The sequence below is a fragment of the Oceanibaculum indicum P24 genome, from assembly GCF_000299935.1.
GTDB classification, from domain to species: Bacteria; Pseudomonadota; Alphaproteobacteria; order Oceanibaculales; family Oceanibaculaceae; genus Oceanibaculum; species Oceanibaculum indicum.
The window spans coordinates 72,338-92,131 of the sequence record NZ_AMRL01000015.1; the positions used below are offsets into that span (position 1 = coordinate 72,338).

General features: G+C 65.7%; 18 protein-coding genes. 7 read left to right on the forward strand and 11 right to left on the reverse strand.

The annotated features are described in order from the left end of the window. Positions 1-2: 2 nt before the first annotated feature. From urtC to P24_RS12415, 10 genes are all read right to left on the reverse strand, one after another. Complete coding sequence (urtC, locus tag P24_RS12370) at positions 3-1,154, reverse strand: urea ABC transporter permease subunit UrtC (protein ID WP_456319890.1); 1,152 nt, start codon at positions 1,152-1,154, stop codon at positions 3-5. Beyond that, the gene (gene urtB, locus P24_RS12375; RefSeq protein WP_008945071.1) at positions 1,151-2,770 is read right to left on the reverse strand and encodes an urea ABC transporter permease subunit UrtB; all 1,620 of its coding nucleotides are present in this window, start codon (positions 2,768-2,770) and stop codon (positions 1,151-1,153) included. Before urtB ends, urtC begins: the two co-directional genes overlap by 4 nt. 90 nt (positions 2,771-2,860) lie before the next feature. Further along, complete coding sequence (gene urtA, locus P24_RS12380) at positions 2,861-4,159, reverse strand: urea ABC transporter substrate-binding protein (protein ID WP_040707581.1); 1,299 nt, start codon at positions 4,157-4,159, stop codon at positions 2,861-2,863. 203 nt (positions 4,160-4,362) lie between these two features. Continuing rightward, entirely contained in the window at positions 4,363-5,280 is a 918-nt protein-coding gene (locus tag P24_RS12385) for an NAD(P)-dependent oxidoreductase (RefSeq protein ID WP_008945073.1), read from the reverse strand. Between the two features lie 124 nt (positions 5,281-5,404). Continuing rightward, positions 5,405-6,256 carry a carbohydrate ABC transporter permease gene (locus P24_RS12390; protein WP_008945074.1) on the reverse strand — a complete coding sequence of 284 codons (852 nt, stop codon included), beginning with the start codon at positions 6,254-6,256 and terminating at the stop codon, positions 5,405-5,407. A 13-nt stretch (positions 6,257-6,269) separates the two neighbouring features. After that, entirely contained in the window at positions 6,270-7,172 is a 903-nt protein-coding gene (locus P24_RS12395; RefSeq protein WP_008945075.1) for a carbohydrate ABC transporter permease, read from the reverse strand. 72 nt (positions 7,173-7,244) lie between these two features. Continuing rightward, on the reverse strand, positions 7,245-8,510 hold the full coding sequence (locus P24_RS12400) for an ABC transporter substrate-binding protein (protein WP_008945076.1): 1,266 nt from the start codon (positions 8,508-8,510) through the stop codon (positions 7,245-7,247). Between the two features lie 26 nt (positions 8,511-8,536). After that, on the reverse strand, positions 8,537-9,688 hold the full coding sequence (locus P24_RS12405; RefSeq protein WP_008945077.1) for an ABC transporter ATP-binding protein: 1,152 nt from the start codon (positions 9,686-9,688) through the stop codon (positions 8,537-8,539). Then, complete coding sequence (locus P24_RS12410) at positions 9,685-10,461, reverse strand: DeoR/GlpR family DNA-binding transcription regulator (RefSeq protein WP_008945078.1); 777 nt, start codon at positions 10,459-10,461, stop codon at positions 9,685-9,687. The genes P24_RS12405 and P24_RS12410 overlap by 4 nt, the downstream gene beginning before the upstream one ends. A gap of 120 nt (positions 10,462-10,581) precedes the next feature. Continuing rightward, entirely contained in the window at positions 10,582-11,436 is an 855-nt protein-coding gene (locus P24_RS12415; RefSeq protein WP_008945079.1) for a LysR family transcriptional regulator, read from the reverse strand. Between the two features lie 99 nt (positions 11,437-11,535). Here P24_RS12415 and P24_RS12420 point away from each other — a divergent pair, with 99 nt between their 5' ends. The 5 genes from P24_RS12420 to prpB all read left to right on the forward strand — a co-directional run bounded on the left by P24_RS12420 (position 11,536) and on the right by prpB (position 16,603). Next, complete coding sequence (locus tag P24_RS12420; RefSeq protein WP_008945080.1) at positions 11,536-12,438, forward strand: DMT family transporter; 903 nt, start codon at positions 11,536-11,538, stop codon at positions 12,436-12,438. A 115-nt stretch (positions 12,439-12,553) separates the two neighbouring features. Then, the gene (locus P24_RS12425; protein WP_008945081.1) at positions 12,554-12,958 is read left to right on the forward strand and encodes an acyl-CoA thioesterase; all 405 of its coding nucleotides are present in this window, start codon (positions 12,554-12,556) and stop codon (positions 12,956-12,958) included. Between the two features lie 19 nt (positions 12,959-12,977). Next, positions 12,978-14,483 (forward strand): MmgE/PrpD family protein, encoded by a 1,506-nt coding sequence (locus P24_RS12430; RefSeq protein WP_008945082.1) that lies wholly within the window; start codon positions 12,978-12,980, stop codon positions 14,481-14,483. 13 nt (positions 14,484-14,496) lie between these two features. Further along, on the forward strand, positions 14,497-15,687 hold the full coding sequence (prpC, locus tag P24_RS12435) for a bifunctional 2-methylcitrate synthase/citrate synthase (protein ID WP_008945083.1): 1,191 nt from the start codon (positions 14,497-14,499) through the stop codon (positions 15,685-15,687). 10 nt (positions 15,688-15,697) lie between these two features. Further along, complete coding sequence (gene prpB / locus P24_RS12440) at positions 15,698-16,603, forward strand: methylisocitrate lyase (protein WP_008945084.1); 906 nt, start codon at positions 15,698-15,700, stop codon at positions 16,601-16,603. A gap of 107 nt (positions 16,604-16,710) precedes the next feature. Here the strand turns inward: prpB and P24_RS12445 are convergent, their stop codons facing one another. Continuing rightward, entirely contained in the window at positions 16,711-16,905 is a 195-nt protein-coding gene (locus P24_RS12445; protein WP_147431138.1) for a hypothetical protein, read from the reverse strand. Between the two features lie 239 nt (positions 16,906-17,144). On the opposite strand from P24_RS12445, the gene glmS reads away from it, so the two are divergent. After that, on the forward strand, positions 17,145-18,968 hold the full coding sequence (gene glmS / locus P24_RS12450) for a glutamine--fructose-6-phosphate transaminase (isomerizing) (RefSeq protein WP_008945086.1): 1,824 nt from the start codon (positions 17,145-17,147) through the stop codon (positions 18,966-18,968). Positions 18,969-19,055: 87 nt separating this feature from the next. Beyond that, the coding region (locus tag P24_RS12455) for an efflux RND transporter periplasmic adaptor subunit (protein ID WP_008945087.1) at positions 19,056-19,794 on the forward strand (739 nt) is incomplete at its 3' end.

Here is a 19,794-nt window from a genome sequence, read left to right on the forward strand (position 1 = left end):
CGCTACTCCGCCGGTTCCGGCGCCGGATCGCGGCGCTCTGCTTTGCCGGACTTCTTCTTCATCAGCTCGGACGCCGTGCCGACGATCCCCTTCGGCAAGAACAGGGTGACGGCGATGAACAGCCCACCCAGCGCGAACAGCCAGATTTCCGGGATGGCGGCAGTGAAGTAGGTCTTGCCGAAATTCACCAGAATCGCGCCGACCACCGGCCCGATCAGCGTGCCGCGCCCGCCGACCGCGACCCAGATCACCATCTCGATGGAGTTGGCCGGGCTGAACTCGCTGGGGTTGATGATGCCGACCTGCGGCACATAGAGCGCGCCGGCCACCCCGGCCATGCAGGCCGACAGGGTGAAGACGAACAGCTTGTAATGCTCCACCCGGTATCCCAGGAACCGGGTGCGGCTCTCGGCATCGCGGATCGCCACCAGCACCTTGCCCAGCTTGGAGCGGATGATCGCCCGGCACAGCAGGAAGCCCAGCGCCAGCGCCAGCGCGGAGGCGAAGAACAGCACCGCCCGCGTGCCCGCCGCCTGCACCGGATAGCCGAGAATATCCTTGAAGTCGGTCAAGCCATTATTGCCGCCGAAGCCCATATCGTTGCGGAAGAAGGCCAACAGCAGGGCGAAGGTCATCGCCTGGGTGATGATCGACAGATAGACGCCGGTGACGCGCGAGCGGAAGGCGAACCAGCCGAGCGCGAAGGCCAGCGCGCCGGGAACCAGCACCACCATGATCGCAGCGAACCAGAACTGGTCGAACCCGTACCAGTACCAGGGCAGCTCCTTCCAGTTCAGGAACACCATGAAGTCCGGCAGCTCGGGATGGGCATAGACGCCACGCGTACCGATCTGGCGCATCAGATACATCCCCATCGCGTAGCCGCCGAGCGCGAAGAAGGCGCCATGCCCTAGCGAGAGGATGCCGCAATAGCCCCAGACCAGATCGATGGAGAGGGCGAGCAGCGCGAAGCACAGATACTTGCCGACCAGCGACACGACATAGTTCGGCACATGCAGCGGGTGGCCCGCCGGCAGCAGCAGATTCAGCGCCGGCACCAGGATGCCGACCCCCAGGACGATGGCCAGGAAGATCAGCCCGCCACGGTCCAGCCCGCGCACGAGGAAACCGCCCTTCATTGTTCCCCGGGTCATTGCTCAACCGCCCGGCCCTTGAGGGCGAACAGCCCGCGCGGACGCACCTGGATGAACAGGATGATGAAGACCAACACCAGGATCTTGCCCAGCACCGCGCCCGCATAGGGCTCCAGGAACTTGTTCACCACGCCCAGCGTGAAGGCGCCAACCAGCGTGCCCCACAGATTGCCGACACCGCCGAAGATGACGATCATGAAGCTGTCAATGATGTAGCCCTGCCCCAGATTGGGGCTGACATTGTCGATCTGCGACAGTGCCACCCCGGCCAGCCCGGCCACGCCGGACCCGAGGCCGAAGGTCATCGCATCGACCCAGGGTGTGCGGATGCCCATGGAGGCCGCCATGCGGCGGTTCTGCGTCACCGCGCGCATCTGCAGGCCCAGCGGCGTCTTGCGCAGCATCAGCATCAGCGCGACGAAGACGATCAGCGCGAAGATGACGATCCACAGCCTTCCATAGGTCAGCGAGATCTGGCCGAGATCGAAGGCGCCGGACATCCAGGACGGGTTGCCGACCTCGCGGTTGGTCGGGCCGAAGATGCTGCGCACCGCCTGCTGCAGCACCAGCGACAGCCCCCAGGTCGCCAGTAGAGTCTCCAGCGGCCGGCCATAGAGGAAGCGGATGATGCCGCGCTCGATAGCGATGCCGATGGCACCGGCCACCAGGAAGGCCAGCGGCAGCGCAATCAGCACCGAGACGTCGAACAGGTAGGGAAAGGAGGTGCGGATCACCTCCTGCACCACATAGGTCGTGTAGGCGCCGATCATCACCATCTCGCCATGCGCCATGTTGATGACGCCCATGACGCCGAAGGTGATGGCAAGGCCGATGGCTGCCAGCAGCAGCACGGAGCCGAGCGAGATGCCGTAGATCGCGTTCTGCAGCACGCCCCACCAGCGCAGGTTCGCCTGGATTTTCTGCGCGACCGCCTGGGCGGCCTCGGCCACCGCCGGGCTGGCATTCGCCGAGACCTGGCCCAGCAGCGCCAGCGATTCGCGGCCGCCGCGCCGTTCGATCACCTGCAACGCCGCCAGCTTGATCTCGTCGCTGGCGGTACCAGCCAGCTGGATCGCGGCCCTTGCCTCCTCTAGCGCGCGGCGGACGGCGGCGTCGCTTTCGGCGGCCAGCGCCGCCTCCACCGTGTCCAGCGCGTTCTCGTCGCGGCTCTTGTACACGGCCTCGGCGGCCACCATGCGGATTTCGGGTTTCGGGCTCATCAGCGTCAGGGTGCCAATGGCGGCGCGTACGGCCCGGCGCAGCCGGTTATTCACGCGGATACGCTCATAGGCACCGGAAGCTTCTGTGCCCAGGCTCTCGCCGGTCAGCGGGTCGGTCAGGGCCAGGTTGCCGCCGCGCTCCTGCGCGATCACCACCTTGCCATCGGCCTTCGCGGTATAGAGGTTGCCATCGCCCAGCGCGGCCAGGGCCGGCACCGCCTCGCTGGCGCCACTCGCGGCCAGCGCATCGACCGCTTTTTCCAGCTCGCTGTAACCCTTGGCATCGCCCAGCGCCTGGATCAGGGCGGGAATATCGGCCTGTGCCGATGCGGGCGGAGAGGACGCGACGAGCCCGCACAGCAGCACGGCCATCGCATACACGAAGTGACGCAGCACCAGCGCCTCCCGAGGCTTGTTCTTTGATCTTTTGGCGGGAGAGACGGCCGGCGGCGCTGCCGCCGGCCTCTCCATGCTTACGTCAAGGCGTCAGCTCGCGCCGCCGCACTTGCCGGTCTTGACGTTGAAGTTGCCGCAGGACAGCGGCTTGCGCCAATCGGAGATCAAATCCTTGCTGTCCGGCAGGAAGTCGGACCATTCGTCGCCGACCACCAGGCCCGGCGTGGACCAGACAGTGTCGAACTGGCCATCGGCCTGCACCTCGCCGATCAGCACCGGCTTGGTGATGTGGTGGTTCGGCATCATCGCCGAATAGCCGCCGGTCAGGTTCGGCACGGACACGCCGATCAGCGAATCGATGACCGGGTCGACGTCCACGGTGCCGGCCTTCTCAACCGCCTTCACCCACATGTTGAAGCCGATATAGTGCGCCTCCATCGGATCGTTGGTAACGCGCTTCGGGTTCTTGATGAAGGTCTGCCACTTCTTGATGAAGTCCTTGTTCTCCGGCGTGTCGATGGACATGAAGTAGTTCCACGCCGCCAGATGGCCGACCAGCGGGCCGGTATCGATACCGGCCAGTTCTTCCTCGCCGACCGAGAAGGCGACGACCGGGATATCCTCGGCCTTGATGCCCTGGTTCGCCAGCTCCTTGTAGAACGGCACGTTGGCATCGCCATTGATGGTCGAGACCACAGCGGTCTTCTTGCCGGCCGAGCCGAACTTCTTGATCTCGGCGACGATCGACTGCCAGTCGGAATGACCGAACGGCGTGTAGTTGATCATGATGTCGGAAGCGGCCACTCCCTTGTCCTTGAGGTAGGTCTCCAGGATCTTGTTCGTGGTGCGCGGATAGACATAGTCGGTGCCGGCCAGCACCCAGCGCTGCACGCCTTCCTGCTTTGCCAGGTAATCGACCGCCGGGATCGCCTGCTGGTTCGGCGCGGCGCCGGTATAGAACACGTTGCGCGAGGATTCCTCGCCCTCATACTGCACCGGATAGAACAGGATGCCGTTCAGCTCCTCGAACACCGGCAGCACGGATTTGCGCGACACGCTGGTCCAGCAGCCGAACACGGCGGCAACCTTGTTCACGGTCAGCAACTCGCGTGCCTTCTCGGCGAACAGCGGCCAGTCGGAAGCCGGATCGACGACCACCGCCTCCAGCTTCTTGCCGAGCAGACCGCCCTTCTTGTTCTGCTCTTCGATCAGCATCAGCATGACGTCCTTCAGGGTCGTCTCGCTGATCGCCATCGTGCCCGACAGCGAATGCAGGATGCCGACCTTGATGGTGTCCTGTGCCTCGGCCTTGCCGGTCATCGCGCCGAACAGCAGCGATGCGCCGACCATAAGTCCCGTCAGGAGCTTTGCCCCTTTTTTCCCAGCCATTTCTCGTCTCCCAGTTATTCGCGGTTCCATGCCGCATTGCAGCAAGAACGCAAGGCGCGTGCCACGGAGACGCCATCTTCGTTAATGGCGGGAAGCGTTAAACATTTTTCCTGAATTGTGCCTGTTCGACCGATGGGCGAATCATCTCGCGCCGCACAATCTTTGAGCAGCGGCGAAAGAGACTGTCTAAATTTTAGACGATGCTAATTCCGCGTTCCCTCATCATCGCGCAGCGACAGGTTGGCCAGCCGCTCGCTCAGCAGGGCCAGCGCGGTATGGTCGGCCCCCTTGCCCAGCATGGTGTCGGCCGAGGCCCACAATTCCCGGCACAGCGCCGCGAAGGGTGTGGGCACGCCGCGCGCCTTGGCGACGTCGAGGGCGATGGAAAGGTCTTTCACCATCAGGTCCAGCGCGAAGCCGGAATTGAAGGCGCCGGACAGCACGAACTGCTTGAACTTCTTCTGGGTGCTGTTGTTCATGCCGGTAGAGGCATTCAGGATATCGACCATCACCTCCGGATCGAGGCCAAACTTCTTGCCGACCAGCATCGCCTCGATGCCGATCAGGAAGCCGCCGGCAGAGACCAGATTGTTCAGCGCTTTCATGGCCTGGCCGCAGCCCAGTGCTCCGGCGCGCTGCACCTTGCCCATCGCCTCCAGCACCGGCCGGGCGCGGTCGATATCCGCCTCGGCGCCGCCGGCCATGATCGCCAGCTCGCCAGTGCGCGCCCGCGCCACGCCGCCGGAGACCGGCGCGTCGATGATCGCGATGCCGCGTTCGTTCAGTGCCGGTTCCAGCGAGATCGTGACGTCCGGCACGCCCGAGGTCATATCGATGACAAGGCCGCCCTTCGCCATGCCGGCGGCGACGCCGTTCTCGCCCAGCAGCACCTCGGAGACGATCTTGCTGGTCGGCAGCATGGTGACGACGATGGCGCAGGCCCGGCCCAGCTCGGCCAGGCTGGCCGCCGTCTCGCCGCCCACTTCCTTGGCGAATTTGGCGCTCTGCTCCGGCCGGCTGTCATAGACCACGACCGTGAAGCCCGCCCTGGCGAGGCAGGCTCCCATCGGCCAGCCCATCATGCCGATGCCGACCAGACCGATTTTCGTTTCCGCGCCCATGTTTGGTTCCATCCCTTTGCTTGTCCGATTTGCGGGCAAGCCTAGGGGCGGGATTCGGCCAGCGTCAACGGCCAAGGGCGCCACGCCGCCCCGGCCCCGGCGCATGGGTCGTTAAGCGGATGCCTTAGCGTATCCCCGCGCGCAGGAAGGCCTGGATGAACTGACGCTGGAACAGCAGGAAGGCCACCATCAGCGGCGCGATGGTGAACAGGGTAGCCGCGCTGATGACGGCGATGTTCACGCCGCTCTCCGGTGCCGCGAACAGCGACAGCCCCACGGTCAGCGGCCGCGTCTCGTTGGAGTTGGTGACCACCAGCGGCCACAGGAAATTGTTCCAGTGGGTGGCGATGGAGACCAGCGCATAGGCCAGATAGACCGGCTTTGCGGCGGGGATATAGACGCGCCACAACACGCCGGTCCAGCCGCAGCCCTCGACGCGGGCCGCCTCCTCCAGCTCGCGCGGCACGCCCTTGAAGGCCTGGCGCAGCAGGAAGATGCCGAAGGCGCTGGCCATGTAGGGCGCGCCGATGCCCAGCACCGTGTCGAACAGGCCAAGGCGCGAGACCATGGCGTAATTCTCCACGATCAGCACTTCCGGCAGGATGAACAGCTGCAGCAGCACCAGCATGAACAGCGCGTCGCTGCCGGGAAAGCGGAAGCGCGCGAAGGCATAGCCCGTCAGCGTGCAGAAGAACAGCTGGCCGGCCAGGATCACCGTCACCAGCAGCGTGGTGTTCAGGAAATAGCGCGGCCAGGGCGCGCCTTCCCAGGCGGTGCGGAAATTCTCCAGCGTCACAGGGGCGGACAGGTCGAAGGACAGCGCACCCTGCGGCGTGTGGAAGGCGGCCCACACGGCGAAGACCAGCGGGGCGATCCAGATCAGCGCCAGCAGGATGGCGCCGAGCGCATCCAGCGTCAGGAGGGCCCGGCCGGCGAATGCGCCGGTGGCAGGCCGTGCCGTGACGATATCGGTCATAGGCGGCTTCCCCTTACCGGTAATGGATGCGCCGTTCCAGCACGGCGAACTGCAGCACGGCAAGCAGGCCCAGCACGATCAGCACCAGCACGGTCATCGCCGCCGCCGAGGGCCGGTCGAAATAGCTGAAGGCCATCTCCCAGATCCAGTACAGGATCAGCTTCGAGGCATTGTCCGGCCCGCCCTTGGTCAGGATGAACAGATGGTCGATCAGCTTCACTGAGTTGATCAGCGCGTTCACCATGACGAACAGGGTGGTCGGCATCAGCAGCGGCAGCAGGATGCGCCGGAAATAGGTCCAGCGCCCCGCGCCCTCGATCAGCGCCGCCTCCTTCAGGTCGGGCGGAATGGTCTGCAGGGCGGCCAGGTAGAAGATCATGAAGAAGCCGGCCTCCTTCCAGATCGTCACCATGATGATGCTGCCCAGCGCGGTTTCCGGCTGGCCCAGCCAGTTGACCCCGCTGAAGCCGAACACGCCGAACAGCCGGTCCAGCACGCCGATATCCGGGGTATAGAAGAATAGCCACAGATTGGCCGCCGCCACCATCGGCAGCATGGTCGGGGTGAAATAGGCGATGCGCACCATCGCCCGCGCCGGAATGCGGGCATTGGCCCACAGCGCCATACCCAGCGCCAGCCCGATGGACACCGGAATGGTGACGCCGGCATAGATCAGATTGTTGGTGACCACCTGCCAGAAGCTGGGGTCTGAGAACAGGTACTCGTAATTGTCGAGGGCGACGAACTGCGACGGGCGGCGCACCGTGCCCTTGGAGAACAGGCTGGCCCACAGCGTCGCCACCGTTGGCCAGAAGGCAAACAGCGACAGCATGAAGACCGACGGCAGCACCAGCAGCGAGCCATAGATCGCCAGCTTGCGGCTTTCGATGCGGTCAAGAAGCGGGGCGTCGGTCATCGTCGCGGCCTTCGGAAAGAATCACCCCCGGCACCCAGTGAAGCCGGGGCCGGGGGTGACGGTTAGCGATGCTTACCGGAACGGCTTCAGCAGCCGCTCGGCATTGGCCTGCGCGTCCTTCAGCGCCGCTTCCGGCGTCTGACGGCCGGTCAGGGCCGCCTGGATGGCGTTGTTCAGGCCCTCACGCACGCGGCCGGTCTCGTAGGTCGAGAATTCGGCAACGGCATGCTTCAGCTGATCGCGGGCAACCAGCGCCGGCGGGAACTCGGCGGCGTACTTCTTCAGCGATTCGGTCTCGTAGGAGGCCGGGCTGATGCCGACATAGCCGGTCGCCTTCGACCATTCGGCCGCGCGCTCCGGCGCCGTCATCCAGCGGATGAAGGTCAGCGCGGCCTTGCGCTCGGCATCGGTCGCCTTCTTGAACAGGTAGAAGTTACCGCCACCGGTCGGCGAGCCGGGCCGCTTCTTGGCCGGCAGCATGGCGACGCCGAAATCGAACTTGGCGCCGTTCTTCACCGCCGTCAGGTTGCCGGTGCTGTGCCACATCATCGCGGTCTGGCCCTGCAGGAAGGCCTGGCGCAGCGTGCCCCACTCGACGGTGCCTTCCGGCATCACCTTGTGCTTGGCGCCGAGGTCGCGCCAGTACTGCAGCGCCTCGATGGCGGCGGGATCGTCGAAGAAAGTCTTGGTGCCGTCCGGCGACATCAGCTCAAGGCCGTTCTGGATCGCCAACGCCTGGTACATCCAGTAGGGATAGCCGGTGGACGGGATCATCACGCCCCAGCGGCCGTCCTTGGTCAGCTTCTTGGCGGCTGCCGTCATCTCGTCCCAGGTCTTGGGCGGCTGGTTCGGGTCGAGGCCGACTTCCTTGAAGGCGTCCTTGTTATAGTACATGACGATGGTGGAGCGCTGGAACGGCACGCCCCAGACCTTGCCATCGACGGTGCCATTGGCCATCAGCCCCGGATAGAAGCTGTCGAGCCAGGCCTTCTCCTCCGGCGTCGAGACGACATCGCTGAACGGCACGATGACGTCCTGCTCCATCAGGTCATAGACGTCGATGGAGAACATCACCGAAAGCTGCGCCGGCTCGCCGCTCTTCAGCGCCGATAGGGCGCGGACGCGGGTGTCATCATAGTTGCCGGCGTAGATCGCCTTCACCTTGATGTCCGGATGGCCTTTCTGGAACTCCTCCACCATGCCATCGACAACCTGGGTCAGCGGGCCGCCGACCGCGATCGGGTAGTACATGGAAAGCTCGACATCGGCCATGGCGGGTGAGGCCATCCCGGCGAGCGCGGCGGCAAATGCCACCGCCCTTACGCGCTGCATCGTCATGTGTCACAATCCTTTCATCATCCAGCCTACGGGTGATCGGCCCCCGCAAGGGACCGATGGGCCAGCGGGACCTTGCCCGTTCCGCTGGCCCGTTGCTCCGCCCGCCCGCCCGAGGCCTTTGGCTCGGGAACCAGCGGGTCGGAAAGTCGTCGTCCATCAGCGGCATCGAACAGATGCCGGCTGGCCGCCTCCCAGGTCAGGGCGGCCTTGCCGCCGCGCACCAGCGCCGGACGGCCCGGCAGCTTCGCGATCAGCGCACCGGCCTCGCCCGCGCAATAGACCAGCGTCTCGCCGCCCAGGAATTCGATGCCCGTTATCTGCACCGGCAGGGATGGTTCGCCCGTGCCGGCAAGGCGCAGATCCTCCGGCCGCACACCGATCAGCACGCCAGCACCACCCGACGCAGCCCCCTCGCGCAGCCCCACCGGCAGCCGCTCCGCCGGCAGCAGCGCCATCGGGGGGCTGCCGACGAAGCCGGCGGCGAAGGCACTGACCGGGCACTCATAGAGTTCTTCCGGCATGCCCTGCTGCTCGATCCGCCCGTCCTTCATCAGCACGATGCGGTCGGCCATGCCCATCGCCTCGGTCTGGTCGTGCGTCACATAGATGACCGTCATGCCGAGATCCTGCTGCAGCTGGCGGATTTCCTGCCGAACCTCATGACGGAGCTTGGCGTCCAGGTTGGACAGCGGCTCGTCCATCAGGCACAGCGGATGGCCGGCGACGATGGCGCGGGCCAGCGCCACACGCTGCCGCTGGCCGCCGGACAGCGCCGCCGGCTTGCGGTCCTCATAACCCTCAAGGCCGGTCAGCCGCAGTGCCTGGCCGAGGCGCGCCTGCCGTTCGGCGCGCGGCAGGCGGCGGACCTTCAGCCCAAATACGATGTTCTCGGCGACGCTGAGATGCGGGAACAGCGCATAGGACTGGAACACCATGGACAGGCCACGCTTGGCCGGCGGCAGCGCCGTCACATCCTGCCCGTCGATCAGGATACGCCCCGCCGTCGGCGTCTCCAGCCCGGCGATCAGCCGCAGCGTGGTGGACTTGCCGCAGCCGGACGGCCCCAACAGCACGACGAACTCGCCGCGCCCGATGACCAGATCGACACCGGCAACGCCACGGCTGTCGCCCCAGCTCTTCTCGACCGACTCCAGGGTGATGAAAGGGGCTGCGCTCATGCCGTCACCTCCTGCCCGGCGACGATCAGCCTGGCGCTGGATTTGCGGATCGCGGCCGCGATCTCCTCCGGCGGGGCCGCGTCCATGACGATGATATCGGCGTCCCACAGTGCCCCGCCCTGGGCGGCGGCCAGCCGTCCGACCTTGGACACATCGGCGACCAGGATGGCGGTGCGGCAGCTCTCGCGGATCGCCTCGCGCGCCGCCACCTCCTCGCGGTCGAAATCCAGCAGCGTGCCGTCGCGGTCGATCCCGCCGACGCCAAACACACCGAAATCGGCGCGGTAACTGCGGAACATCGTCTCGACATCGTGCCCCAGAAAGTCGCGGTCCGGCAGGCGCAGCACGCCGCCCGGCAGGACGATGCGGTTGGAGCGCGCCGCCGACAGCGCGACCGCGACATTCAGATTGTTGGTGACGATGGTCAGGTCCTCGTGCCCGGTCATGGCCAGAGCCACCTGCTCCGGCGTCGTGCCGATGCCGAACAGTGCCGAGGCGCGGCTGGGGATCAGCCCGGCGACAGTGGCGCCGATGCGGCGCTTTGCCTCCAGATTGGTGACACGGCGCGATTCATAGGGCGCGTTCAGCGTGGTGCCCAGCAGCTCCGCCCCGCCATGGCGGCGGCGCAGGATGTTGGCGTCGCACAGGCTGTTCACATCGCGCCGGATGGTCTGCGGCGTGACCGCGAAATGGTTCGCCAGCGCCTCGATGGACTGGAAACCTTCACGCCGGATCAGCGCAATAATATCCGACTGTCGTGACGACAGGTTCATTTGAACGGAAATCCCCCCGGTTCGATCTTTTTTCAGGAGTATATCCGTCGAATGACCGCATCGCGACAGTAAGGTTACATTCAAATGAAAATTCGTATGTGCGAACGCGCTTTCTGATATTCAGGCCGACAGTGCTGCCGCCAGATGGTCGGCCAGCAAAGCCGCCGCCGGTGTGAGCGTTGCGGCGCGGTGCAGCCTGATCTCCGCAACCGGCAGGGACGGCACCCCGTCCAACGGCGACAGCGCCCGCAGGCCCGGCGGAAAAGTGGCGGCCTTCACCACAGTGACCGCCAGCCCCTGCGCCGCGACCGCTGCCACCGCGCCAAGGCTGTGGCTGACAAAGGCCAGACGCCACGGCCGCCGAGCCGCATCCAGGGCTTCCAGCACCCAGCGCCGGAACAGGCAGCCCTGCGGATAGAGCGCCAGCGGCAACGGGTCGATGGTTTCCACCGCACGGCCGATGCCGGCGGCCCAGACCGGGCGTTCGCGCCGCAGCAGCTGGCCGCCGCCGGTGCCTTCGGGATGCATGGCGATGACAAGGTCGTAGGCTTCGCCCAGCCGCTCGATCATGCTGCCGGTCAACCCGGTCTGCATCTCGATATCGATGGCCGGATGCGCCTCTGCAAACCCCGCAAGGATTGGCGGCAGAAGACAGGTACCGTAATCCTCCATCACGCCGATCCTGACCGCGCCCCGCACCGCATCGGTGCGCAAGCGCCCTACCGCTTCTTCTCCCAGCAACAGGATGCGGCGGGCATAACCGATCAGCCCCTCCCCGGCGCGGCTCAACCGAACACCGCTTGATGCGCGTTCGAACAGTTCGACACCCAGCCGCTCCTCCAGCCGCCTGATCTGCATGCTGACCGCCGACTGTGTGCGGTTCAGCTGAACCGCCGCGCGGGTGAAGGATTGCTGCTCCGCCACGGCGACGAAGGCACGAAGCAACTCCGGTTCAAGCATCGAGGCGTTCATCATGATTGCTTATCCATGCCATCAAGAACATTCGTTTTCCTGATGATACCCCTGCCCCTAGCCTGCCCGGAGTCCTTTCTGTTCTGGGTAAGGGGTAGTTCCTTGGGTGAACTGGCCGGAGTACTGGCCGCCATTGCATCCAGCGCACTTGGCGGCACTGCCGTGGGCGCGACGCGCTATGTCGTCGGCGCGGTCGATCCGCTGACGCTTGGCGCGCTGCGCTTCGGCATCGGCTTCCTGTGCCTGCTGCCCATCGCCCTGGCGCAGCGGGAGGCTTGGCCGGCACGGCGCGACTGGCCGCGGGCGGCGGCGCTGGGGTTGCTGTTCTTCGGCCTGTTTCCGGTGCTGTTCAACGCCTCGCTGCTCTATACGACGGCGGCGCGGGCGGCACTGGCCCTGTCGACCCTGCCGCTGCTGACCATGCTGGCCGGGGCGATCCTCGGCGTCGAAGCGCTTACCGCACGGAAGAGCGCCGGTGTGGCGCTGGCCATGGGCGGTGTCGCGCTGGCACTGGCCGCCGGCCTTGCGGACGCCCCGGCTGGCGCGTGGCGCGGCGATCTGTTGATGGTCGCCGCCGCACTGTGCATGGCGCTTTACAGTGTCTGGGCCCGGCCTGTCATTCATCGCTCCGGTCCGGTGCGCTTCACCCTGCTGGCGATGGGGACCGGGGCCACCTGCCTTGGCCTGCTGGCCGGCATCGGCGGCGGTTTCGCCGCACTGCCCGGCTTCGGCTGGCCGCAATGGATCGCGGTTTTCTATCTCGGCCTGTTCGGCAGCGCGCTGATCTTCTTCCTGTGGGCCTTCGCACTGGGGCGCACCACGCCCACGCGGGTTGCGGTCTCCGTGACGGTCAATCCGGTCACCGCGGCGCTGCTGGGCGCGCTGCTGCTGGACGAGCCGGTGGGCTGGAATCTCGTCCTTGGCCTCGTCACGGTATTTTCCGGTATATGGCTGGCCGTCACAGCGGGAAAGCCCGCCGGAACCGCCGCACCGCACAAAAGGTAATACCAGCAGATTTGCTCTAACACCCTGTCCTGAAACAGGCTTTTTTACTGTTTCCCCGATGCGGGCGATGCGGATATTGTGACGCGCACTAGCTAAAGCAGGCGGAAACAAGCCCATGCAGTCGGCACCAGACGAAACCCGCTTCGCGGAAATGGTCTTCCCGGAGCTGGCGAACCACTATGGCACGCTCTATGGCGGCAATGCGCTCAGCCTGATGGGCAAGGCCGCCTATATCGCCGCCAGCCGCGCGGCGCGCTGCGACATCGTCATGGCGTCCAGCGACAAGATCGCCTTCCACCGCCCGGCCCGGGTCGGCCAGCTGATCGAGCTGATCGCCCGCGTGACGCGGCGCGGCCGCACCTCCATGACGGTGTCCGTCGAGGTGCATGCCGAGACGCTGGCCACCGGCGAGCGGACGATGACCATGAGCGGCACCTTCGAGATGGTCGCCGTGGACAAGGAAGGCCGCCCGACAGCGATACCGACCAACGACCCAGATAAGACTACGACAACCCCATAAAAGATCGAGGAACTGCCCCGTGAAGACGCACAGCGTTCGCACTTACAAGTCCGCCGAGAAGCTCGCGCGTGAGGACCAGCTGGCCTGGAAGATGGCCGCAATGGCGACAGACCCCGTGCCGGTGGATGCCGATGTCGCGGAGATGATCGGCAACCGCATCATCGACAATGCCTCGGTGGCCGTCGCCTCTGTGGCTCGACGCCCGGTGGCGAGCGCGCGTGCCCAGACCATGGCGCACCCCTACAGCCCCGGCGCCACCGTGTTCGGCCTGCCCTCGGACAAGCGCTTCTCGCCGGAATGGGCCGCCTGGGCCAATGGCGTTGCGGTGCGCGAGCTGGACTATCACGACACCTTCCTCGCCGCCGACTATTCGCATCCCGGCGACAATATCCCGCCGGTTCTGGCTGTCGCCCAGCATGTCGGCCGCAACGGCCAGGACCTGATCCGCGCGCTGGCGGCGTCCTACGAGATCCAGGTCGATCTGGTGAAGGGCATCTGCCTGCACGAGCACAAGATCGACCATATCGCCCATCTGGGCCCGTCCGCCGCCGGCGGCATCGGCGCGCTGCTGAACCTTTCGACCGAGACGGTCTATCAGGCGATCCAGCAGGCGCTGCACACCACCACCACTACGCGCCAGTCGCGCAAGGGCGAGATTTCCAGCTGGAAGGCCTATGCCCCGGCCTTCGCCGGCAAGATGGCGATCGAGGCGGTGGACCGCGTGATGCGCGGCGAAGGCGCCCCGTCCCCGGCCTATGAGGGCGAGGACGGCTTCATCGCCTGGCTGCTGAGCGGCCCGAAGGCGGAATACAAGGTGCCGCTGCCGGAGAAGGGCGACGCCAAGCGCGCCATCATGGACACCTATACCAAGGAACATTCGGCGGAGTACCAGAGCCAGGCGCTGATCGACCTGGCCCGCCGCATGGGCCCGAAGGTCGGCGACTTCGCCAAGGTGAAGAGCATCGTCATCCACACCAGCCATCACACCCATTATGTGATCGGCACCGGCGCCAACGACCCGCAGAAGATGGACCCGAAGGCCAGCCGCGAGACGCTGGACCATTCGATCATGTACATCTTCGCGGTCGCTCTGCAGGACGGCGGCTGGCACCATGAGCGCTCCTACGCGCCGGAGCGCGCGGCGCGTCCGGACACAGTGGCGCTGTGGCACAAGATCAGCACCGTCGAGGACCCGGAATGGACCCGGCGCTATCACTCGCACGATCCGAACGAGAAGGCGTTCGGCGGCCGCGTCGTGGTGACCATGGAGGATGGCTCCACCATCACCGACGAGCTGGCCGTGGCCGATGCCCATCCGCTGGGAGCACGGCCCTTCGCCCGGCCGCAATATATCGCCAAGTTCCGCACGCTGGCGGAAGGCATCGTCGCGGCGAGCGAGCAGGACCGCTTCCTCGAAGCCGTCGAGAATCTGGCGAAGCTGAGCGACCTCAGCGCCCTCAACGTAACCGTCGAAGCCGCCAAGCTGGGTGCCCCCCGGCCGACCGGCATCTTCGACTGGAAATAACGGAAAGGGAGACATGACCATGGCGGATAATCCGACCTTCAAGCCGAAGAAATCGGTGGCGCTGTCCGGCGTCACCGCCGGCAACACCGCGCTGTGCACCGTGGGCCGCACCGGCAACGACCTGCATTATCGCGGCTACGACATCCTGGACATCGCGGAAACCTGCGAGTTCGAGGAAATCGCCTATCTGCTGGTGCATGGCAGCCTGCCGACCCAGCCGCAGCTCGATGCCTACAAGACCAAGCTGAAGGCGCTGCGCGCCCTGCCGGCGGCGGTGAAGGACGTGCTGGAGGCGATCCCCGCCTCCGCCCATCCGATGGATGTGATGCGCACCGGCGTCTCCGCGCTGGGCTGCGTCCTGCCGGAAGCGCATGACCACAATCATCCGGCGGCGCGCGACATTGCCGACCGGCTGATGGCCTCGCTGGGGTCCATGCTGCTCTACTGGTATCACTATGCCCATCGCGGCCAGATCATCGAGCTGGAGACCGACGATGACAGCATCGCCGGGCACTTCCTGCACCTGCTGCACGGCAAGCCGGCATCGGAATCGCATATCCGGGCGATGCAGACCTCGCTGATCCTCTATGCCGAGCATGAGTTCAACGCCTCGACCTTCACCGCGCGTTCCATCGCCGGCACCGGGTCGGACATGTACTCGGCCATTGCCGGCGCCATCGGCGCGCTACGCGGGCCAAAGCATGGCGGCGCCAACGAGGCCGCCTTCGATATCCAGCAGCGTTATGCCGATGCCGACGAGGCGGAGGCGGACATCCGCGCCCGCGTCGAGGCGAAGGAGGTCATCATCGGTTTCGGCCATCCGGTCTATACCGTGTCCGACCCGCGCAACGAGGTGATCAAGCGCGTCGCGCACAAGCTGTCGAAGGAAGCCGGGTCGATGCAGATGTTCGACATCGCCGCGCGCATCGAGACGGTGATGGCCGATGTGAAGAAAATGTTCCCGAACCTCGACTGGTTCAGTGCCGTCTCCTACCATTTGATGGGCGTGCCGACGGCGATGTTCACCCCGCTGTTCGTGATCTCCCGCACCTCGGGCTGGGCGGCGCATATCATCGAGCAGCGCATCGACAACAAGATCATCCGCCCGTCCGCCAATTATGTCGGGCCGGAGAATCTGACCTTCGTGCCGATCGGCCAGCGCGGCAAGAAGGCCGCGAAGAAAGCCGCCGGCAAGAAAGCCTGAGGAGAAGATCATGCCCTATCTGATCGCCGACGATTTGCCGACGGAGCCAGCCGGCCAGCGATTCCGCAAGCTGGTGGAGCGCCCCGGCATCCTCGGCATTCCCGGCAGCCATAACGGCATGGCGGCGCTGCAGGCAAAGAAGGCCGGCTTCGAGTCGCTGTACCTGTCGGGGGCGGCGATGACCGCCTCCATGGGCATCCCCGACCTCGGCATCATCACCGTGGACGAGGTGTGCTTCTTCATCCGCCAGGTGGCCCGCGCCAGCGGCCTGCCGGTGCTGGTGGACGGCGACACCGGCTATGGCGAGGCGTTGAACGTCATGCACATGGTACGCAGCTTCGAGGATGCCGGCGCCGGCGCCGTGCATATCGAGGACCAGCTGCTGCCGAAGAAGTGCGGCCATCTGAACGACAAGAAGCTGGCCGACGCCCGCGACATGGCGGCCAAGGTCGCCGCTGCCGCGAAGGCCCGCCGTCACCTCTACGTCATCGCCCGGACCGACGCGGCCGCCAGCGAAGGGCTGGACGGGGCGGTCGCCCGCGCGAAGCTGTACATGGAAGCCGGCGCCGACGCGATCTTCCCGGAAGCGCTGAACAGCGCCGAGATGTTCCGCGAGTTCGCCAAGCGGATGCCCGGCGTCCCGCTGCTGGCCAACATGACGGAATTCGGCCGCACGCCTTTCTTCACCGCCAAGGAATTCGAGGAGATGGGCTACCGCATGGTGATCTGGCCGGTCAGCAGCCTGCGCGTTGCCAACAAGGCGCAGGAGAAGCTGTACGCCACGCTGAAGCAGAACGGCTCGACCGAGGCGATGGCCGGCGAGATGCAGACCCGCGCGGAACTGTACGACACCATCGGCCTGGCGAAGTACGAGGCGCTGGACGCCTCCATCGTTGCGACCGTTCTGCCGTCCTGATCGGCGAACCAAAGGCTGAAACAAAATGACGCCGCAGCGGGGACAAAGCTGCGGCGTCAGTCGTTCTGCGGGGGAAAAACGTAGAGCCTGAGAGGGCTGGCGGGAGCCTAGACGGTAATATCCAGACGGCCCGAGGTGGCAGCCTGTGCGGCGGGCGCCGGTTCCTCGGCAGCCGGCGCGGGCGCACTGGTTGCCAGCTGCTGGCGCAACTGATTGATATTATCGAGATTGGCGTACATGCCAGTGACGCTGGCCTGCGCTACCGTCGCCATAGATTGATAAACGAAGCCGATCTGAGACATGGCTTTCTCCATATCCTATATCGTGCGGCTTTCTCGCACGCGCTAATGTAACTTTAGATAAAATGTATTTTATAGGCAATTCATTTTTTATTAATCATGATTTTAGCCAACCGCCATCCTGTAACAGCTTGATACAATTTGTGATTCGTCTGTTGGCGGGTTCTCGTGCATGGTCCCAGCCTGACGCTACTCGCCCAGCCAGCGTCACTTTCTCGTAATTATCAGGAGCTGTTTCAGGCATGTGCGGAATCATCGGCGTGGTCGGCAAGGCCGACGTGGTGCCCTCGCTGATCGAGGGGCTGAAGCGGCTGGAATATCGCGGCTATGATTCCGCAGGTATCGCCACGCTTGTGAATGACAGCATCGAGCGCCGGCGCAGCGAGGGCAAGATCGCCCGGCTGGAGGAGAAGGTCGCCGGCAACGGCATCCATGGCGATATCGGCATCGGCCACACACGCTGGGCGACGCATGGCGTGCCGAACGAGCGCAACGCGCACCCGCATGCCACCGACCGCGTGGCGCTGGTGCATAACGGCATTATCGAGAATTACCGCGAACTGGCCGCCGAGCTGTCGGCGCTGGGCCATGTGTTCGCCAGCGAGACCGATTCCGAGATCGCGGCCCACCTCATCACCCGCTACCTGAACGAGGGCATGACGCCGCAGCAGGCGGTCGCCACGGCGATCAAGCGCATGGACGGCGCCTACGCGCTGGCGATCCTGTTCAAGGGCGAGCACGACCTGATCGTCGGCGCGCGCAAGGGCAGCCCGCTGGCCGTCGGCTGGGGCGAGGGCGAAATGTATCTGGGCTCCGACGCACTGGCGCTCTCCCCCTTCGCGCGCCGCATCTCCTATCTGGAGGAAGGCGATTGGGTGGAGATCAGCCGCGCCGGCGCGATCTTCCATGACGAGCAGGACCGGGTGGTGGACCGCCCGGCCAAGCCGACCGCCCTGTCGGGAGCGATGATCGGCAAGGGCAATTACCCGCACTTCATGCTGAAGGAAATCTACGAGCAGCCAGGCGTCATCGGCGACACGCTGCGCAGCATGTGGAACCCGGCCAGCGGGGCCATCGACCTGCCGCCGCTGGATATCGACCTGGCCGCCATCAGCCGCATCACGCTGGTCGCCTGCGGCACCTCCTATCTGGGGGCCATGGTCGCGAAATACTGGTTCGAGAAGGTGGCGCGCATTGCCGCCGATATCGATATCGCCTCGGAATTCCGCTATCGCGACACGCCGCTGGAGGCAGACGGGCTGGCCATCTTCATCTCGCAGTCCGGCGAGACCATCGACACGCTGGCCGCCTTGCGCCACGCCAAGGAGGCGGGGCAGAAGACCATCGCCATCGTGAACGTGCCGGAAAGCACCATGGCGCGCGAGGCGGACGCCGTGCTGCCGACGCTGGCCGGGCCGGAGATCGGCGTTGCCTCGACCAAGGCGTTTACCTGCCAGCTGGTGCTGCTGGCCTGCCTCGTCATCGCCACGGCGCGGGCACGCGGCGCCATCTCCGGGGCAGAGGAGGCGCGGCTGTCCAACGCCATCGCCGAGGTGCCCTCGCGCGCGGCCGAGGTGCTGAACGGCGACGAGGCGATCCAGGCGCTGGCCGCCGAGGTCGCGGAGGCGCGCGACGTGCTCTATATCGGCCGCAACACCGGCTACCCCATCGCGCTGGAAGGAGCGCTGAAGCTGAAGGAAATCTCCTACATCCATGCCGAGGGCTATGCCGCGGGCGAGCTGAAGCACGGCCCCATCGCGCTGATCGACGATACGGTGCCGGTCATCGTCGTCGCCCCCTCGGACGCGCTGTTCGAGAAGACCTTCTCCAACATGCAGGAGGTGATGGCGCGCGGCGGCAAGGTGATCTTCATGTCCGACGCCAAGGGCTGCGCCCATATCGGCAAAGAGGCCTTCGCCACCATCGAGCTGCCGCACGTCCATCCCTTCGTGGCGCCGATCCTCTATGCCATCCCGGTGCAGCTTCTGGCCTATCATGTCGCCGTCATCAAGGGCACTGACGTCGATCAGCCACGCAACCTCGCCAAGTCGGTGACGGTGGAGTAACGGGGTAGCGGCGTTCCGTCGCCTCGCCATCCCCCCTTCCATCTGACAGGATGACCTCCAGCAACAACATGTTCCGGGGGGAATGAGGTGAGCTGGGTTCGGGCTGTTTCCCTTCTTCTGCTGCTGGCCGGCGGGGGCGCTGCCTACTGGTACGCCACGCGCCCGGCAGCCGTTACGGTTGTCGCGCCGATCCGCGGCGATGCGGCGGAAATCGTCTATGCCTACGGCGTCATCGAGCCGCGCAGCTGGGCGAAGGTGACCTCGCTGGTGCGCGAGCGCATCGTCACGGTCTGCAATTGCGAGGGCGAAACCGTCACCCAGGGAACAGAGCTGGCGCGGCTGGACGATACCGAGGCGCGGGCCACCCTGGCCGAGCTGCGCGCCCGGCTGCGCCTGGCAAAATCCGACTACGAACGCATCTCCACCCTTGTCACGCGCAACATCGTCAGCCGCAGCGAACTGGACCGCGCCACCAGCCAGGTCAGCCAGATCGAGGCGCTGATCTCCGGCCAGGAAGCGCGGCTGGGTTCCTACATTCTGCGCGCGCCCGGCGATGGCATGGTGCTGCGCCAGGATGGCGAGGTGGGGGAGATCGCCGAGCCTGGAGACGTGCTGTTCTGGGTCGGGCGGCCAACGCCCTTGCTGGTGGTGGCCGAGGTGAATGAGGAGGACATCCCCCGCGTCGTCACCGGCCAGCGCGCCCTGCTGCGCAGCGATGCCTTTCCCGACCGCATGCTGGACGCGACGGTGGACAGCATCACGCCGAAGGGCGATCCGGTCGCCAAGACCTACCGGGTGCGGCTGGCCCTGCCCCCCGATACGCCGC

Bases quoted from the DNA above. Each gene is read 5' to 3' on its own strand.
- urtC (WP_456319890.1), bottom strand. From the start codon at position 1,154: ATGACCCGGGGAACAATGAAGGGCGGTTTCCTCGTGCGCGGGCTGGAC.
- urtA (WP_040707581.1), bottom strand. From the start codon at position 4,159: ATGGCTGGGAAAAAAGGGGCAAAGCTCCTGACGGGACTTATGGTCGGC.
- P24_RS12385 (WP_008945073.1), bottom strand. From the start codon at position 5,280: ATGGGCGCGGAAACGAAAATCGGTCTGGTCGGCATCGGCATGATGGGC.
- P24_RS12390 (WP_008945074.1), bottom strand. From the start codon at position 6,256: ATGACCGATATCGTCACGGCACGGCCTGCCACCGGCGCATTCGCCGGC.
- P24_RS12395 (WP_008945075.1), bottom strand. From the start codon at position 7,172: ATGACCGACGCCCCGCTTCTTGACCGCATCGAAAGCCGCAAGCTGGCG.
- P24_RS12400 (WP_008945076.1), bottom strand. From the start codon at position 8,510: ATGACGATGCAGCGCGTAAGGGCGGTGGCATTTGCCGCCGCGCTCGCC.
- P24_RS12405 (WP_008945077.1), bottom strand. From the start codon at position 9,688: ATGAGCGCAGCCCCTTTCATCACCCTGGAGTCGGTCGAGAAGAGCTGG.
- P24_RS12410 (WP_008945078.1), bottom strand. From the start codon at position 10,461: ATGAACCTGTCGTCACGACAGTCGGATATTATTGCGCTGATCCGGCGT.
- P24_RS12415 (WP_008945079.1), bottom strand. From the start codon at position 11,436: ATGATGAACGCCTCGATGCTTGAACCGGAGTTGCTTCGTGCCTTCGTC.
- P24_RS12425 (WP_008945081.1), top strand. From the start codon at position 12,554: ATGCAGTCGGCACCAGACGAAACCCGCTTCGCGGAAATGGTCTTCCCG.
- prpC (WP_008945083.1), top strand. From the start codon at position 14,497: ATGACCATGGCGGATAATCCGACCTTCAAGCCGAAGAAATCGGTGGCG.
- prpB (WP_008945084.1), top strand. From the start codon at position 15,698: ATGCCCTATCTGATCGCCGACGATTTGCCGACGGAGCCAGCCGGCCAG.
- P24_RS12445 (WP_147431138.1), bottom strand. From the start codon at position 16,905: ATGTCTCAGATCGGCTTCGTTTATCAATCTATGGCGACGGTAGCGCAG.
- glmS (WP_008945086.1), top strand. From the start codon at position 17,145: ATGTGCGGAATCATCGGCGTGGTCGGCAAGGCCGACGTGGTGCCCTCG.